The organism is Extibacter muris, assembly GCF_004345005.1.
In the GTDB taxonomy this organism is placed as follows: Bacteria; Bacillota; Clostridia; order Lachnospirales; family Lachnospiraceae; genus Extibacter; species Extibacter muris.
The window spans coordinates 58,865-75,056 of the sequence record NZ_SMMX01000014.1 but is presented as its reverse complement, the minus strand read 5'-3'; the positions used below and the strand labels follow the sequence as shown (position 1 = coordinate 75,056).

The following is a 16,192-nucleotide window of genomic DNA, read 5'->3' as shown; positions in this document are numbered from 1 at the left end:
AAGCGTAACTCCTTATATCCCAGTTCTGGCTTGCATGATAGCAGGCCTTATTGTCGTGCTCTTTTTACCAGAAAATTTCTTTTTACTTTTTTTAATTATCTACTTGACTTTTAATAGTTGGTCTTTCCGTTTCTATATCTTAGCACGGAACATCATGTAATAGGTAATATCTGTTTTATATACTGTTACATAGGTTGCGCCTATGTTTCATTTATGTCTGATACTGTTTCAATGCCTCAACATAAATCTCCCCTAACTCGGATAGTTCTTTATCCTTGTTCAGTATGTATCCAATATGCATCACTTCTTTTTCCTCCAAAGGAATAGAAACAATGGAATCTCCCTGCAGGTATTTCGGGAAAATACCGCTTGAAATCGTATATCCGTCCAAACCAATCATCAGATTCACAATAGCAGCACGGTCACTGACTTTAATGCTCCTTTCCACAGGCTCATTGCTGAAAAGCTCCTCTGAAAAATTGGAAGATTCATAGGTTCCCTGCACGAAACTAAGCCGGGGATATGGTCTTAAATCCTCCAATTTAACCGATGTGCGTTTTGCCAGCGGGTGATTTATGCCAATAAAAATATGAGGCGTTGCGGCAAACAATTCATAAAAATTCAAATTATACTCCTCAAACAGCTTTCTTAGCACATTTTCGTTGCTGTTGCAAAGATACAGGATTCCCAAATCACTGAACCTGTTCCGTACATCTTCCACTATCTGGTGTGTCTGCGTTTCATTCAGGATAAACTCAAACCTCTCCTGTCCAAAATGCTGTACCAGTTCCACAAACGCATTTGCCGTAAAGGTATAATGCTGCGTGGAAACACAAAATCTCTGCTTTGCAGGCTTTTTGTCAATATATTTTGATTCCAAAAGCTCCATCTGCTGAACGACCTGCCTTGCATATCCTAAAAACTCCATGCCCTCCTTTGTCAGTGCCACTCCTGCCCGACAGCGGCTGAAAATGGTGATTCCGGCTTCCTTTTCTACTTCTTTGATAGCACCGGAAAGGCTTGGCTGGGAAATATACAGTTCTTTTGCCGCTTCTGTAATAGAACCCCTTTCTGCAACGACTATCATATATTTTAATTGTTGTAGCGTCATACTTCCTCCTAATCTAAGCAACCTGATAATATGCTGATTGTAAAACGGTTTCCATCAGATGATATCATATCCAGCCAATGCCAATGCCTTTAATGCTCTGTCAAAATTTTCTTCTTTACAAGAATATAATCCGTGTTAAATGTTGATACTGCAAATATTCCGATTTTATTCTCCTCAAGAATACCAGTAAGCCGGGAAAGAATGCCAATCATTGAAAAATCTAATTTCCCCTGTATTCTGAACCCTTTCCATCCATCATCGCATTCCAGCGTATTTGCAGGTGTATCTTCCGTAATACATACTAACGAATATTCCTACTCTGTCTTTCCAATAAAATAAAACTCCTTATTTAAGTCAATATCACTTTCCGACACCACTTTGCAGACAGTCAAAGAAAAGTCTAACTTTTTAAGTTCCATAGTTACCTTCTGATTTAATGTTTATTTTATACAGCAATTGGTATTTTTTCATTTCGTTTCATACTTAATTTTACCATATCTGCCAATGAACAAAGATATAAATAAACTATGCTTTAACATAGCTTTTTCCTATATTTTAACACTGTCCTTTTAATATTGAGTTGTTTTTCTGTATTCCGAGAACCAGAATTCTTGAAGTCTATTTCTTTGACTTCTTGAATTCCGAAAAACAGAACTCTTGAAGTCAACTTTTTGAACTTCTGCAATTCCGAAAACCGGAATGTAACAATACTGATAATAATTATACTGATTATAGTCATACTGAATCAATCCTATCAATCCTATCCTAAATCCTTTCCCTTGCATCATGGACAATATGCATAACAGGCTATGGAGTCATGGAAACGTAAGTTCACAGCACATGGAAAAACGAAAGTACAGCTTTCCCACATCCTGCAAACAGCGTTACCCACAACCCCATAAACAGCCAGTTATACGACATTGCCCACAATGCCTGCTACGACGCAATCCCTCTCATTCCTATCTGTTATTATAAAAAATGTTCCTTTTTCTGTTATGTTTCTCTCTTTATGCCTGTGAGCCGCACACAAAGTTTTTAACATAAATGATATTTGGCTTTCCCAAGCCCTGCCTGACGCTCTCAATCAGTCCAATCCCCTTATCACTGTCAAGCTCCCTCATCAGCTTCACAGCCTTGTCATTAGCACAATGAAACCTGTCCTTTACTTCATCAAATGTGAAATATATGTATGCTCTGCCATAATCGTCTATCCACCCATTTTTCTGCGACAGTTCCATACGGCCAACCATCATTCCATAAAGCAGCTTTGCGCCGATTGACAGAGTATCAAACTGTTTTTCCGTAAATAACTGCTTCGGTATCCGGTAAAAAGCATACTGGCTGCTTTGTTTCCCATAAAAATATTCAAAATCCATTCTTTGGCTCTCCTTTCCGTTATTATGCGGTTTTTTATCTGTTTTTCATTGTTTGGCATGGAATTATCCCTCTTTCTTTTCTCATTTCATTTTTATACGATAATTAATGGGAATTTTAGGAATAAAACGCTTTATCTATGACACGCTCCACCTATGCCTGTCAAACAAAGCACTATGTCACGAAAATATTTATTGCACATAGTCCTTAAACACAATTCATTGTACCTGCATTTTTCACGTTAATTATCGTTGGAATTTATCTTTGCCATTCTCTGCCTTGCCCGTTCTCTCTGCTCATCACTTACCACCCTCGGCTTACGATAAGTAACGTATGATTTTGGCATGGAATAGGTCTTATCAATGTCCGTCTGATTTAATAGCTTATAACTATCAGGACAATCAGCCACAAGCCGATCTAACTTACGCATCACTGACTTATCCCTTGTATAGACAGTGGCGGTCTGTTCTCCGGCATTGTAATTGACTACGGTTTCCATTTCATACTTTGTTAAATTTGTCATAATCGGATACGCTCCTGTTTCTACATCAAAAAAGGACTGCATCTCGCAATCCCTTTTCCAGTGTGTTCCTGCCCTGTATTTTATTTGATGTGCCTATAACTGTGACGCTATATCAATGACTTCAAAGGGTATCAGTTTCTTGTTTCTCATGTTCTGATTTTAACCATTCCTTTCTTAACTGCTTCAATGCCGCGTGCTTCAGTAATTCACCGTGCTTCTGCTTCTTCCGTACTCGTTCCCGATTTTTCTTTCACTATAACCGAGGAAGAAATACATCAGCAGGACAGCGCGCCGCTGTTCTGGCAATTTCAATAATGCGTCGGCTAACCGTTTACTTGCCACAATAATTTTCTGCTCTTTCGCACCAAAGACAGTCGGCTTGTCATACTGTTCAAAGTAATTGTCTGTCGTGAACGGCTCAAAGGGCGTTTCAGACATCAGATAGTCAAGCGATACTTCCCGCTTCTGTTTCCGTCCAAAATCGCGGTATGCGCTGATTGCTGCGTTGCCAAGAACAACTTTGCAAAAAGCGGCAAAGGCGTACTCGATATGCTCCATGAATTGTTCAGAATACCTCATTTTCTCATCACCCCTTTCTTCCCAGTAGGGGGCTATTACAACAAATGCATATGCAGCACAAAGCTACATAGGCATTTGAATAATGTGATTTATAAAGGTATATATAATGTATTGACAGTTCATACTCATGGGAAAAAATTTCCGTTGTATTGGTTAGACTTTTTTTAATGAGTTCAATAATGTTTGCGTAATGGCAAGTGGCATAATAAAACCTCCGTCCAAAAGAGAAAAGCCGATAGCCGCTATATTTTAAGCGTGCTATCGGCTCTGCGTCTGTGCGTCTGGCTCTTTTATAACCGAAATGTGAAATTGTTGTAGGTTAATCAATGTTTCCTGCTTGCATTTGGGGCAATACAACGGAAAATTTATCAAAACTGTGTCCTCTCTCACTTTATTGCGTGTTTTGTTATTGCAGACAGGACACATAATCCAATGATATACTTCTAAAATTCTATTTTCTTTGCACAATGTCATGTAACCTGCTATCTACGACAAATTTCTTTTTTCGCGGGTCGCCCTCCGCCCGATATATCATCAGATTTTTCAAATCAAATACGGAACTCCAGACTGTTTCAAAATCGGGTTCATCATATTGACACATAAACCCGTAATTGCCCCTTAGAAGCTGTTCGGTCGCTTCAATCAGATTTCCTTTTATGTGAGTGCTGAAATTCTCCATAACAGTATGATACCGTTTTGCAGAATGGTAATCGTTCCCCTTAGCTGCGTCGTGCCGCTTCATTTCATCCGATGTAAAGCTATTAACAGTACACACAATCTTACCGTTATCCATGCTTACAGCTTCGCGGATTCTTTTTTCATAAGGCGTACATTCAACAACAAGCATTTCTCCGTTCTTGTCTGCAATAAGGATATTGCAGTTAGACGCTATCGGCAGTTTCATCAGCAGAAACAGCGCGTTTTCTGTGCTATTCGCTTTTTCAAGCAGATACCTTACGATAAAGCATGAATTAAAACCTGCCTGTATGTTTTCCAGATTGGTCATTACAAAAGTCATTGCAACTGCTAATCCATACTCATTCACTCCTTCTTCTCCGTTAATGAAAGAGGATGTTGTTATGTTAAATCTGTTTCCATTTGACGGGGAATAGATTTCGCTCTTACTCCCGTTTTTCAAAAATGGCGGTAAATCATTATTTCTGCCATAAATTACGCTATTGTTTTTAAAATAGGCAAAAGCCGTACACCCTCTAATCTCTACGGGGATATTATCTTCCAGATTATACATACAGCAGCCCATACATAACATCCATGATACAAAGGATAGATAGCTGACACCGACTGTATCGCTAACGCCTCTTATTTCTTCACATACTTCGGGGAAAAAATCTTTCAATATCTGTTCACTTTTTCTTCCATGCTCAAGCTGAAAATTATCAAGATGCAGCGGGAATGTGATACTGCTTTTTTGAAAAATTTTTCCTCTCTTAACACCCATTTGATAATGGTCACCTTTCAATCTTAAATGATACATGTTCCGTCCTCCTTGTCCTTTTTTATGGCAATCCACACTTCTGAATGACCGCTTACCGGCGTTTCCTTGTAGATGGGATATACTTCTACATCTGGAAGTCCTGCATATTCATATCCCGAAAATGGCAGCCATTCCGTATAAAATCTTCGGAAAATGTTCTGCACATCCTCTTTAAAATAACCTTTATTCTCAAAGACAGCCCATGTAGCAGACGGGACTTCAAATTCAAACATACCGGACGGAGCAGGTTCATTCGTGGCTACTGCAATATAATAGAATATCCTTTGGGGGCTTTCATAAACGCTAACGCCTAATATTCCTTCCGGGGATTGATTTGATAAATCACATATTTCAGAAAATAGATTGCTGTCCAAAACAGACTTCCAAAATTCTGGTATAATTCTGTAATTTTCCTCCGCGTCCTCCACTAATGGAATACGAACACCCACCATACGCATGGAATGTTTTTGGGTAATATGATATGACATAGCGGCTCCTCCTGTAACTTGAACTGAAAAGCGAATTGCTGGATAAGCATTGAATGTATTTCCTATACTGCGTGCGGCTGCGGGTGTGATATTGTGAACGCTCTGAAATGCCCTGTTAAATGAAGTCGGGGAAGTATATCCATATTTTAAGGCAATATCAATGACTTTCGCGCCCGTCCTCTGCAATTCAAACGCTGCCTGTGTCATTCGTCTGCGCCGGATATATTCTGACAGCGAAACGCCCGCTACATAAGAAAAAATTCGTTGAAAATAAAAGGTTGAACAGCAGGCGATTTTCGCAGCTTCATCATACGATATATCGCCGTCTAAATTATTTTCTATATAGTCTATGGCTGCGCTTAGCTTTTTCAACCATTCCATTTGCGTGCCTCCTTTACGATAAGCATACCTTTTCGTTACTTATTTTTCCTCGCTTTTAATGCGCTCTTTTGTAAATTCATAAATAGTGTAAATGAATAAAAATTTTGTTGCAAACTTTCTTTCTCTGTTTTAGCATTTTACGATTCCAGCCGTATTTAAAAAGTGAAAAAAGGAAAATATAAAATTTTTCTAAAATCTTTGGCAAAACCGCCATGTGCGGTGTTGTAGGTAGTGAAAGAAAAATAAGAGGGTTTGGGATACTTCCCAACAAACAATTTTGTCTGGTAAGCCCCAGAGCGCAGACGGGCAAAATTACGGAAAGGGTACCCTTTTCCTATGCTTGCTACGAAACTTTTCTTTTATTAGACTACGAAAGGACGGGCAAGGAATGGAACCGAAACGAGAGATTGAAAACAGCGATTTTATGCCGAAAAAAGGTAATCCGCTGCATGAAACAGTTACTTACAAAATCGGCGGCACCATCTATGAAGTATCTACAATCTGCGGCGGCTCTGAACTGCTCTATGACAAAATGAAACGGCTCATAAAAGCGGAATCCAGCAAAACGCCTACTGACAAGAAAGAAAAAGTCCGCTATAATGAAGACAGCAACCTGTTTGTCAGGCGTTCATTACAGGAGGAATGAACACATGACAACGAAAAATTATCCCGACAACATTACCGCTTTATATGCCCGTTTAAGTCAAGAGGACGCACTTGACGGGGAGAGCAACAGCATAGCAAATCAGAAAAAGATATTGCTCAAATACGCAACAGACAACGGATTTTCCAATCCTACATTTTTCATTGATGACGGTGTAGACAGCGACAAAGGCGATAACGAGTTTACCCCTTTTCGCAATCTGTTCAATGATTTTTATGCAAGAGATACTAGCAAGAAAATCCGCGCTGTCATGCGCGCAAAGGGCAATTCCGGCGAACATCTTTGCACTAATCCGCCCTATGGGTATAGGAAAGACCTTGACAACAAAAAGAAATGGATTGTGGACGAAGAAGCCGCCGAGGTCGTGAAGCGTATCTTTTCATTATGTATAGCAGGAAAAGGACCTATGCAGATTGCAAAAGTATTGACAAAAGATAGGATTTTAACGCCCAGAGTTTATTATGCAAAGCGTGACGGACAACCTGCGCCGGACAATCTCTGTCATTGGGATTACAAGACAGTCATCAGCATTTTGGAACGTTTTGAATATACCGGGTGTACGTTCAACTTCAAGACCTATTCTAAATCCCACAAGCTGAGAAAGCGTCTGCCGAACACACCGGAAAATTACCGTAACTTCCCCGATACGCAGATATTTTCCTTATCGTCAGGAACAGAGCCCTGATTCTTTTGATACTGATATTTTTTTACAACAATGCTTTTAATATCGAGTTTTTTCATATGACGCTGAACTCTTTTAACGGAGCATGTAATGTTCCTGTCATTAAGTTCTCTTTGAATTTTAATGGCACCATATCTCTTTTTAAATTCGGTGTACACAGAGAACACAGCATTGCTGAATTCAGCGTATTCCTGCTCTCTTTTGGATGGTACATGATTAAGTGCTGCATAATAAGTGCTACGTGGGAACTTAAGTGCAGAGCAGAGTTGTTTAATAAATTATTTACTAGCATTAGCTTGAATAAAGGACACGTATTCAGCTATTGATTTTTTGTGAATGTGGCAGTAGCTTTTTTTAATATTTCATTTTCAATTTCAAGCTCTTTCATCTTTTTTTGAAGAGCCTTATATTCCTTTAATGAAATAGTCTCTGTCTCAGATACTGCAACAGGTGCAAGATTCTTAATCCAGGTAGAAACAGTGCCTTTTGGAATGCCATATTCGTTACTTAATTCAGTTACGCCTTTGCCAGCTTTGCAATGCAAATCAACAATCTGCTGCTTAAATTCTGGTGTGTAAGATTTTTGATTCTTTGCCATTTTTTGAACTCCTTTTTGATAAGTATAAGTTGTTCAACATTTCGTGTCCATAGTTATATCCTAACACCAATAAATCCAAATAAATATTGCGGAACATTAATCAGCCTCTTGTCCAAAAGACAAGAGACCGATATCGCCTGTCGGGCTTCATGCTCTAATAAACTTCTATTTCTGCCAAACCGACACTTTCAGTGCTATCAGAAACTTTTGTTACTACGAACTTAACATTTTTAGAGCTTTTATCAACTTGGACTTCTAAAGGTTCACCATTATTTGGTAACTCACCGACAATAATTTCAGAATTATCATCAAAAATCAGTTTCCCTTCTAAAATCTGATTATCCATATCTGGTCTGTCATATAACACGACCTTTTTAATTTCTTTTTCATTATCAAATTCCAGATTTATCCATGCGCCTGTTGTTTCTTTGTCAGATACCCATTCTGCGTGCGGGAATCTCGGATGATCATATGGCAAGCCTTCTGCAGCGCCATCCCGTACTCCATCAACAGCTTTAACAGCACTCTGATCTATTTTTCTATCTTCGTTTGCACACTCCGATGATGCTGTTATTTCCGCTTCTTTAGCAAAGCTACTAAAATCTCTGCTCCAGAATATTTCATTTACCTTCGCAAATGAGCCAATATAATCGTAATACTGGGAAGTATAAAGTCTTAACGCCTGATCTTTCAGGTTAAACGCGAACGGAACTTGTCTCATAGCATATGGAACATTGATATTTTCTCGCTCATCCCAATGAAACATTGTTAATTCTTCCAAACCTTCTGGCATATTTAATGCTCTGATTCCTTTTTCATCCGAATTTACAATTGGCCAATTGCTGTCTCCGGCACATGAATGAATAATACTTTCGTGCAAAGTCGGGTTATAGGAAGGATCTTCTGCCTGTATATTCTGTATTGCTTCAATCGCAAATAAATCAAAGTATGCATGATCAAAATGCATATCATAACGTGAAGGTACATATATATCTGTCGGCTTATAGGTACTGATCGCATACTCTAAGTCATTCAGGAACTTTTCACGAGTATATAACGCGTGCTCACCTGTCACCTCATAATGATAATCCTGTTTCGCATTTGGATTTCCATAAGTATATTCATTACCCCATCTGCTCTTAAATACTTGTGTATCGTCTGCAGTATACATTTTATACAGGAAACTGTCCTGATATGTCTGGGCTCCGCCCAGACCTCCTGTATCTGCATATCCCATAAACATGATGTCTTCGCTCTCCACACCTATAGCTTCCAATGCATTGATGGTTTCTACAATTCTTCCTTCTCCCGTACTCTTGCCATTATAATCTCCGTTAGTTGCAAGGAGAACTTTCACTTCATCTCCTACTTCTGCGGCACGATTCATAACACCGCCTGCCATCAACATCTCATCATCTTCATGCGGCGCTAAAACTAGAATTTTCTTTTCTCCTGGTACTCCTGCATCTAATCCGTCAAAATGAATCTCTTTTACTTCTAAGTCTTCAGACTGACCGGCAAATTCAAATCTAACATATTTTGCAGTTGTTTCTTCGATATCTACCGTTTTATCAGCCTGATCCGCGGATACATCGGAGACCTCTGTCCATGTATCATTATCCATAGATACATAGAACTTATAAGAAGATACAGCAGATGTAAATTCTACTTTATGATTCTGAATATTATATTCTCTGTCTAAATCAATCTGTAAATATGCAGTATCGTCTTCAGAAACCGGTTTCCATGTGGAAGCGCTGTCATAATCTGTAACATTTGATGCCTTATATCCCTCAGCAACAGACGATGCCTTCACCGGCTGTCCATATGCTATATCAATATTGATATTCTGCCCTTCTTCTTCCGGTATATGTGTATCCGCGGCAAAGGCCCTGAATTCAGGAAGAACAGCCCACGCCAAAGGTCTCTTTGGCGGCTTGTCTGTAATGGTCACTTTAAAAGCATTACACTCGATATCACAGGCTTCATTTTGAACAACAGATGTTTCCGGGTCTGTATATGGTGTTTCGGATGTATAATCCACTAGTTCTTCCCATGTACTTCCACCGTCGGCAGAATACTCTATTTTATATTTCCAGTCTTCTGCAATATTGGTATCTCCGTCTTTCAAATCTTCCCATTCGATTTCCACTTCTTTTACGTTATATGTATCACCTAAATCAACTGTCCACCAGTATGGGAATGTATCTGTATTTCCACCAAAAGTTGTCACATCTCCATCTACCGCCAGATCAGAACTGTTATATCCTCCGGATTGACTTGTTGATTTTCCCTGTGCAACATTAGACATGATATCTTTTGTATACACTTTAAACTCTGCAAATCCAGCCCAATACGTCTCTGCTGGCAATCCTGTAATTGTAACTCGGACATATCTGTATTTTGTTTCTGCGGAAACTTCACCTGTCTGAACTTTTGCACTATCCATATTTTCTGTCTTATCACTCAGCATATCAAAATTTTCGCCATCTGCTGATGCCTCAATTTTATATTTCCACGGATTCTTTTCTTCTTTTTCAAAAACCAATTCATAATCAGAAATAGTATATGCTTCCTGAAGATCCACTTGCCACCATTTATCAGCTCCAGCACCATTATTTACCCACATCGTATTCTCATCGCCGTCATTTCCGTTTGATGCCGGACGCTCCGAGTCTCCAGATGTACTAGTTGGTTTCCCCTGAGAAACATTCAGCTTACTTATATCTACTTCTTCCAGAATCAAATCATCTAACTTTACGTCGCTTGTTCCCTTTGCACATTCGATCACTAGATATACCGCCATTTGATTTGTCCGGAAGTCTGTAGTAAATTCTTTTTCTGTTGCGCCTATTTCAAATGTATTTGTCTCAGATCCGGACACTACTTTTATAGTCGCGCTCTCAGAACATTTTGCAGAAAAGCCTCTGAATATCTTACCATATGGAATCGCAATTTTATTCACCTGGCCATCTTTCGTGAAAGAATCTGCCCATAATTTAACGTCTCCGTCAACCGCTCCTGTGTTCCAGCCCCGGTTTCCAAAATTACAATTCTGATACTTACCTGTTAAACTTTGTGCTTCCGTTCCCAAATCTTCAAAGTCGATCACTAATTGATTATCTGGAAGTTTAGCTTCAGCTTCTATCCCTGAAAAAGTAAACAAACCACTCAGCGACAACATGCCAGCCATACCCAAAGCTATTAGCTTTCTCTCCTTCATTGCCTTTCCTCCTCTTTTATTCCCGTGAAAGAATTTCATCAAATTCCGCTCTTAAATACATATTTTCTACACTTTCTCTTACTTGCTCATAAGGCAGAATACAGCTCTCTGTCTCTCCTTTATACACATAGAGATATACGATCCCTTCTATATCTTCCGTCAGATAGCGGTCTCCGGATTTCATTCCAAATAGTTGTTCCATTAAGTCCGGATTCCGGTTATATACCACACTATTTTCCTGAAACTCCATCTCAGAAACAGTAAAAACCTCTGCATCGGATTCTGCGTACTTTATAACGTCATCCTCCTGCGCTATTTTTTCTAGTAACTCCTTGTTTTCCTGTGACGTCATGATCACGTCAAACTGCATTGCAGCCTCCTGAACCGCAATATATTCCTTATTATCTTCATAATAAGCCCGCACGTCTTCTTCTGTACATGAGATTTCTTTCCCCTTCATTTTTTCTATCAATTCTGGTTCCATGGAGCCGCATATATACTTTATATACGTCTCCATAGTATACTGTGTCGGACCATAGATTACTTCCCCCTGTTCCACAGCCTTTTTTCGCCGGTCATTTTCTTTTTCCAACTGATCTTCCAAAGCCTGGTATTCTGCTGATTCTATCAGTCCATATTTTTCAGCATACTTCAGAAATTGCTTTGTATGCGTATCAAACATTTCATTTTCAGACTCTGCCGCTTTTTCCGATCCTGCGCAAGCCGGCAATATAAATGCTGCAAACATTAGCAGAAGTAATCTTAATATCCGACGTCTCATATTATCTCCTCTTTTTTCGTACTATAACTCCGCAGATCACAACCATTGCCGCCATCATCAGGAAAGCGGATGCCATGATCGGCGCTTCGTCTCCGGTTTGTACTGCCTTCCCGCCATGACTGCCAGAATTATTCTGTCCTTTACCTGACTGGGAATGATCTGTATTCTTGTCAGACTAATCTCCCGGCTTATCGACTGGATGTTCTTTGTCCGGATTCGGCGTCGGATCTTTCGGATCCTCCGGTTCTTCTGGTTCCGTTACTTCGTCCAAAGCTGAAATGGCAGTCTCGAGTTTTACAACCTGTGCGTCCAGTGCATCCTGCGTTGCCTTCTCATCCGCCAGAACACTTTCCGCTTCCTCTATTGCTTTCTGGAGCGCCGCATAGCTTTCTGCCGTGTAACCGTCCGCCTTATAATCCTTTGCTTCTTTCAGTTTATTCTCCAGACCTGACTTATCAACAGATGGGAAAACTTCTTTCTCATACACTTCAAATTCTGCCATTGCTGTCCAATAATCCCATTCGACAGAACCATCCCACTCTGGATAGCCCGTGATCACAACTCTGACATAGCGGTAAGTCTCCCCGCTCTGTATCTTCTGCTCGTCCACTCTCGTTCCGTCCGGCGAATCCTTCTGTTCAAATAATACGTCGAAGTTCTCTCCATCTTTAGAACCTTCAACCCTGTATTTCCATGCGCCTTGGTTCTGATCCTCCTCGAACATGATTTTATATCTGTCCAGTGCATACTCTTTTCCGAGATCTACCTGCCACCAATGTGGTAATGGAGTATCTTCGTAATTTCCGGTTGCTACCCAAAGCGTATCTGCCTTTCCGTCATTTCCGTTAGAGGAAGGTTTCTCATCGATGTCCTTCGTAGATGATGTGGTCGGTTTATTCAGCGCCAGATTCTCCGTACCCGGCTGACCAGGATCCTCTTTCTCCTCAAGTTCTTTGATCGCCTCTGCAAGTTTCTTCACCTGTTCGTCTACCTGCGCCTGCGTTTTTTCCTCATCTGCCAGAACAGCTTCCGCTGCTTTGATTGCTTCCTGAAGCGCCTTATAGCTTTCTTCTGTATATTTTTCTTCTGTATACGCTTTCGCCTCTGCCAGCTTGATCTCCAGATTCTTTGTCACGACTTCTGGCCCTGCTTTGCTTCCATATACTTCAAACTCGGCAAATGCAGTCCAATAGTCGGCTCCTTCCCACTCTGGATAGTCTGTGATCACAACTCTGACATAACGGTAAGACTCTTTGCTCTGTATCTTCTGCTCGTCCTCTCTCGTTCCGTCCGGTGAAGACTTTTGTTCAAACAATACGTCAAAGTTCTCTCCATCCTTAGAACCTTCAATCCGGTATTTCCATGCGCCCGGATTCTTGTCACCCTCAAAGACAATGCGGTATTTATCCAGCACATATTCTTTTTCAAGATCTACCTGCCACCAATGTGGTAATGGAGTGTCTTCATAGTTTCCGGTTGCTACCCACAGGGTACTCTCATCTCCGTCATTTCCATTAGAAGAAGGTCTCTCGTCTACATTCTGCGTAGATGATTTCGTTGGCTTTCCAAGTGCGAGGTTAGCGCCTTCCTTAATCTTTAAAGCGTCTATCGCCTCCTGCAATTTTTCAATTGCAGCGCTGACCTTTTCTTTGGTATCCGCTTCCTCAAAATCCTTTTTCGCCTGTTCGAAAGCTGTGCAAAGATTTGCATAACTCTCGTCTGTGTAATTGCCCGGCTTCATATATTTTACTTCTGAAATCAGCTTTGTCAGTTCCGACTTATCAAGTTCGCTGTAATCTCTTGCATACAATTTGAATTCTGCAAAGCCCGGCCAATAATCTTCTGCCGGGAAGTCCGTAAGTTTCACAAGCACATAGCGGTATACAGTTCCCGGTTCAAAGGATCCCTTCTGCACTTTGGAACCGTCGGTATTGTCTGTGGCGTCATAAATCGGAATTTCTTCAAAGTATTGGTCTCCATCGCGCGCACCCTGAAGCTCATATTTCCATACGTCTCCTTCATTCTCAAATACCAGTTCAAAATCAGAGAGGTCATAATCCCGCCCTAAATCTACCATCCAACCCACTTTATCATTGCCTTCATGGATCCATAAAGTGTCTTCATCGCCATCATTTCCATTGGATGCGGGATACTGTGACTTTCCTTCCTCCCAGGAATATTTTCCTCGCGCGATGTTATTTCTCTCGTACTGCGCTTCACGAAGAACGAGATTATCAAATTTCACCGCGCCGCTTCCTTTCGGAGAAACGATCTCTATTTTTACCTCTTTCAGCGCAGATGGGAAATCCGTTAAATACGTGGTTTTTGCGGATGTGATTGCAAATTCTCTTTCATATCCGTTTCCACTGAGTGTTACAAGGGCTGAATCTTCGCAGAATGCCTGGAAAGATTCCAACGTCCGGTTGTCCGGTAATTCAATAAGATAGGTTGTCTTTGTTCCGTCTGCATATAATACTTTGGAATTTTTCACTTCCGCCGTAAGCCATCCCTCTCCGAAATTACACCCCTCATACTCTCCAGTAAGCGCTTTTTCCTCTGCCGCGCGGTCCTCAAAGTCAATTCCATAATCTTCTTTGACTCCCGCCGCTCCCTTATTGTCTGCACCAATATTCGGAACTTCTGTCATGGAAACAGGATTGCCCCAATAGTCTCTCCCGCCGTTCCCTTCGATCAATGTACCTGCGTTGATACAAGCGGAACCTTCCGCGAGCTGGTATCCATCCACAGAGTCAATTCCGCTCGCGCCTGTTCCGATAGCTTTAAAATCTGCCTTGGATATAGAAACTGCATTTTCATCATCAGCCCTTAAAATATTCTTGTCTGAACCGCCGTAAGCATTGTGATCTGCGCTTCCCTGCAGATACTGATGCCAGCCTTTCGATTCTCCGTCGCTGTAGATAACGTTATTACGGAACTGATAAGTCTTTGGATTCACTTCCCGACCGTCCCAGTTGTTTGTGATCCAACTATCGTAGCCTTCTGCCAGATAGAAATCATTATTATAAACATTCAGTTTATTTCCGTCGCCGGTAGAATAACCGCCGATCGTCACGATCGCTCCGCCGCCGTAACTGTTTGTTCCGCTTCCGTCATTCTGGCTGACATTGTAGCGGATATGCGTCTCATATTTTGACCCGAGCGCGCACTCGAAAAATGCTCCCGACGGATTGTCATGTGTGTAGTTATATTGGATATAATTCTTTTTGGCGGCTACGTCCGCATCAAAAGCCTGTGAATCTTCTTTGCTGTCGGATGCTCCCGAGCCAAACACTTCATTAAACTGCGCCACTGTATAATCGCCATATTCCCACCAGACCGGCACGTTTCCGTTCGGACCGCTGTTACATCCGTCGCACACATTATATTCGATCAGCGCGTTGCTGTAGGCAGATGGACAGATTGCCGCGTTTCCAACATCCTCGCAGTAATTGTTGCGAATCACGATATTGGTACTGTTCACTCTCTGACCGGCATATTCGTTCGCCGGGATTCCGGATTCTGCCGGAAAAGAACTGCTTCCCCAGGTCGACAGGAAACTGATTCCATAGTGATTGATATTCGGTCCTACCTGATTTCCTTCAATTAAAATATCATCCCAGTTTGTCGGGACTTCATTTCCACGGATAATATACACGATGCCGCCCCGCCCGATACCTGCCTGATTGCCGATCGGATGTGACACTACGTCATGTACGTCCAGATTTTTACAATACATATGGCGAAGGGTTCCAGCATCCTCTCCCATGATCAGCACGCCATATTTTTTAATGTGGTCGTCCGGGTTGTCTCCCGGGATCCTGTTCGTGACTTCTAAATCTGTAATCTCCCAATACTGCTGATTATAAAAATATACAGCCGCATTAAAGATACGGTTCTCTAAGTCGTCCCCATTCTCTCCGCACCAGTTATTACCGGAAATCAACGGACGTTCATTCCCGTCTCCATAGGAGCCGATCACAATTGGATTGCCTTCTTCACCTGAACCTTTCGGACTTAACTGCCCAACCCACTCATCGCCTTTTTCAAATAAAAGTTTATCGCCGGGCTGGAAAGTCGTTTCATTTACTTTCTCAAGCGAAGACCATGCCTCCTTTTCGCTTGTTCCGCTGTTGGCGTCATTTCCTCCGTCCTGATCTACATAGTAGGTTTTACCCTCCCCCGCTGATTTTTCGGCGTTTACAGATATTTCCGGTATATACTGCAATACGAGAGCCGCCGTTAAAATCGCTGCAAATCCTCGTTTCATACTTTTACGCATATACTTTCTCCTCA

Annotated in this window: 13 protein-coding genes and 2 pseudogenes; 2 read left to right on the top strand and 13 right to left on the bottom strand. The window is 41.2% G+C overall.

Annotated features, from left to right (window positions below; translation table 11 throughout):
* Positions 1 to 211: 211 nt before the first annotated feature.
* From E1963_RS14920 to E1963_RS14885, 8 genes and pseudogenes are all read right to left on the bottom strand, one after another.
* Entirely contained in the window at positions 212 to 1,111 is a 900-nt protein-coding gene (locus E1963_RS14920; RefSeq protein ID WP_132279557.1) for a LysR family transcriptional regulator, read from the bottom strand.
* Between the two features lie 54 nt (positions 1,112 to 1,165).
* Positions 1,166 to 1,530 (bottom strand): annotated as a pseudogene (locus E1963_RS22800) (ACT domain-containing protein).
* Between the two features lie 588 nt (positions 1,531 to 2,118).
* On the bottom strand, positions 2,119 to 2,487 hold the full coding sequence (locus E1963_RS14910; protein WP_132279554.1) for a replication initiator protein A: 369 nt from the start codon (positions 2,485 to 2,487) through the stop codon (positions 2,119 to 2,121).
* A gap of 239 nt (positions 2,488 to 2,726) precedes the next feature.
* Entirely contained in the window at positions 2,727 to 3,008 is a 282-nt protein-coding gene (locus E1963_RS14905) for a hypothetical protein (RefSeq protein WP_132279551.1), read from the bottom strand.
* A 121-nt stretch (positions 3,009 to 3,129) separates the two neighbouring features.
* Positions 3,130 to 3,587, bottom strand: a pseudogene (locus tag E1963_RS14900) (RNA polymerase sigma factor).
* A gap of 258 nt (positions 3,588 to 3,845) precedes the next feature.
* Complete coding sequence (locus E1963_RS14895) at positions 3,846 to 4,061, bottom strand: cysteine-rich KTR domain-containing protein (protein ID WP_132279545.1); 216 nt, start codon at positions 4,059 to 4,061, stop codon at positions 3,846 to 3,848.
* A complete protein-coding gene (locus E1963_RS14890; RefSeq protein WP_132279577.1) occupies positions 4,039 to 5,082 on the bottom strand; it encodes a C45 family autoproteolytic acyltransferase/hydrolase in 1,044 nt (347 codons plus the stop codon). The genes E1963_RS14895 and E1963_RS14890 overlap by 23 nt, the downstream gene beginning before the upstream one ends.
* Positions 5,070 to 5,951: an AraC family transcriptional regulator gene (locus E1963_RS14885; RefSeq protein WP_132279542.1), complete on the bottom strand. Its 882-nt coding sequence runs from the start codon at positions 5,949 to 5,951 to the stop codon at positions 5,070 to 5,072. Before E1963_RS14885 ends, E1963_RS14890 begins: the two co-directional genes overlap by 13 nt.
* A gap of 388 nt (positions 5,952 to 6,339) precedes the next feature.
* Between E1963_RS14885 and E1963_RS14880 the strand changes: the two genes are divergently transcribed.
* Both E1963_RS14880 and E1963_RS14875 read left to right on the top strand, forming a co-directional pair.
* Positions 6,340 to 6,597, top strand: a complete 258-nt coding sequence (locus E1963_RS14880) for a hypothetical protein (protein WP_132279539.1) — start codon at positions 6,340 to 6,342, stop codon at positions 6,595 to 6,597.
* A 4-nt stretch (positions 6,598 to 6,601) separates the two neighbouring features.
* On the top strand, positions 6,602 to 7,300 hold the full coding sequence (locus E1963_RS14875; protein ID WP_330570850.1) for a recombinase family protein: 699 nt from the start codon (positions 6,602 to 6,604) through the stop codon (positions 7,298 to 7,300).
* On the opposite strand, the gene E1963_RS23140 is transcribed toward E1963_RS14875, so the two are convergent.
* From E1963_RS23140 to E1963_RS14850, 5 genes are all read right to left on the bottom strand, one after another.
* Positions 7,243 to 7,464: an IS3 family transposase gene (locus tag E1963_RS23140; RefSeq protein ID WP_414655376.1), complete on the bottom strand. Its 222-nt coding sequence runs from the start codon at positions 7,462 to 7,464 to the stop codon at positions 7,243 to 7,245. The genes E1963_RS14875 and E1963_RS23140 overlap by 58 nt on opposite strands.
* A 152-nt stretch (positions 7,465 to 7,616) precedes the next feature.
* Positions 7,617 to 7,895, bottom strand: a complete 279-nt coding sequence (locus E1963_RS14865) for a transposase (protein WP_132279536.1) — start codon at positions 7,893 to 7,895, stop codon at positions 7,617 to 7,619.
* 154 nt (positions 7,896 to 8,049) lie between these two features.
* A complete protein-coding gene (locus E1963_RS14860) occupies positions 8,050 to 11,118 on the bottom strand; it encodes a discoidin domain-containing protein (protein ID WP_167482218.1) in 3,069 nt (1,022 codons plus the stop codon).
* 16 nt (positions 11,119 to 11,134) lie between these two features.
* Positions 11,135 to 11,899 (bottom strand): peptidylprolyl isomerase, encoded by a 765-nt coding sequence (locus E1963_RS14855; protein WP_132279530.1) that lies wholly within the window; start codon positions 11,897 to 11,899, stop codon positions 11,135 to 11,137.
* 175 nt (positions 11,900 to 12,074) lie between these two features.
* A complete protein-coding gene (locus E1963_RS14850; RefSeq protein WP_243117754.1) occupies positions 12,075 to 16,178 on the bottom strand; it encodes a discoidin domain-containing protein in 4,104 nt (1,367 codons plus the stop codon).
* Positions 16,179 to 16,192: the final 14 nt, after the last annotated feature.

What these genes read in the sequence shown, in the direction of transcription:
- E1963_RS14890 (WP_132279577.1), bottom strand. Translation starts at nt 5,082, where the DNA reads ATGTATCATTTAAGATTGAAAGGTGACCATTATCAAATGGGTGTTAAG.
- E1963_RS14910 (WP_132279554.1), bottom strand. Translation starts at nt 2,487, where the DNA reads ATGGATTTTGAATATTTTTATGGGAAACAAAGCAGCCAGTATGCTTTT.
- E1963_RS14855 (WP_132279530.1), bottom strand. Translation starts at nt 11,899, where the DNA reads ATGAGACGTCGGATATTAAGATTACTTCTGCTAATGTTTGCAGCATTT.
- E1963_RS14885 (WP_132279542.1), bottom strand. Translation starts at nt 5,951, where the DNA reads ATGGAATGGTTGAAAAAGCTAAGCGCAGCCATAGACTATATAGAAAAT.
- E1963_RS14895 (WP_132279545.1), bottom strand. Translation starts at nt 4,061, where the DNA reads ATGACATTGTGCAAAGAAAATAGAATTTTAGAAGTATATCATTGGATT.
- E1963_RS14880 (WP_132279539.1), top strand. Translation starts at nt 6,340, where the DNA reads ATGGAACCGAAACGAGAGATTGAAAACAGCGATTTTATGCCGAAAAAA.
- E1963_RS14865 (WP_132279536.1), bottom strand. Translation starts at nt 7,895, where the DNA reads ATGGCAAAGAATCAAAAATCTTACACACCAGAATTTAAGCAGCAGATT.
- E1963_RS14860 (WP_167482218.1), bottom strand. Translation starts at nt 11,118, where the DNA reads ATGAAGGAGAGAAAGCTAATAGCTTTGGGTATGGCTGGCATGTTGTCG.
- E1963_RS14905 (WP_132279551.1), bottom strand. Translation starts at nt 3,008, where the DNA reads ATGACAAATTTAACAAAGTATGAAATGGAAACCGTAGTCAATTACAAT.
- E1963_RS14850 (WP_243117754.1), bottom strand. Translation starts at nt 16,178, where the DNA reads ATGCGTAAAAGTATGAAACGAGGATTTGCAGCGATTTTAACGGCGGCT.
- E1963_RS14875 (WP_330570850.1), top strand. Translation starts at nt 6,602, where the DNA reads ATGACAACGAAAAATTATCCCGACAACATTACCGCTTTATATGCCCGT.
- E1963_RS14920 (WP_132279557.1), bottom strand. Translation starts at nt 1,111, where the DNA reads ATGACGCTACAACAATTAAAATATATGATAGTCGTTGCAGAAAGGGGT.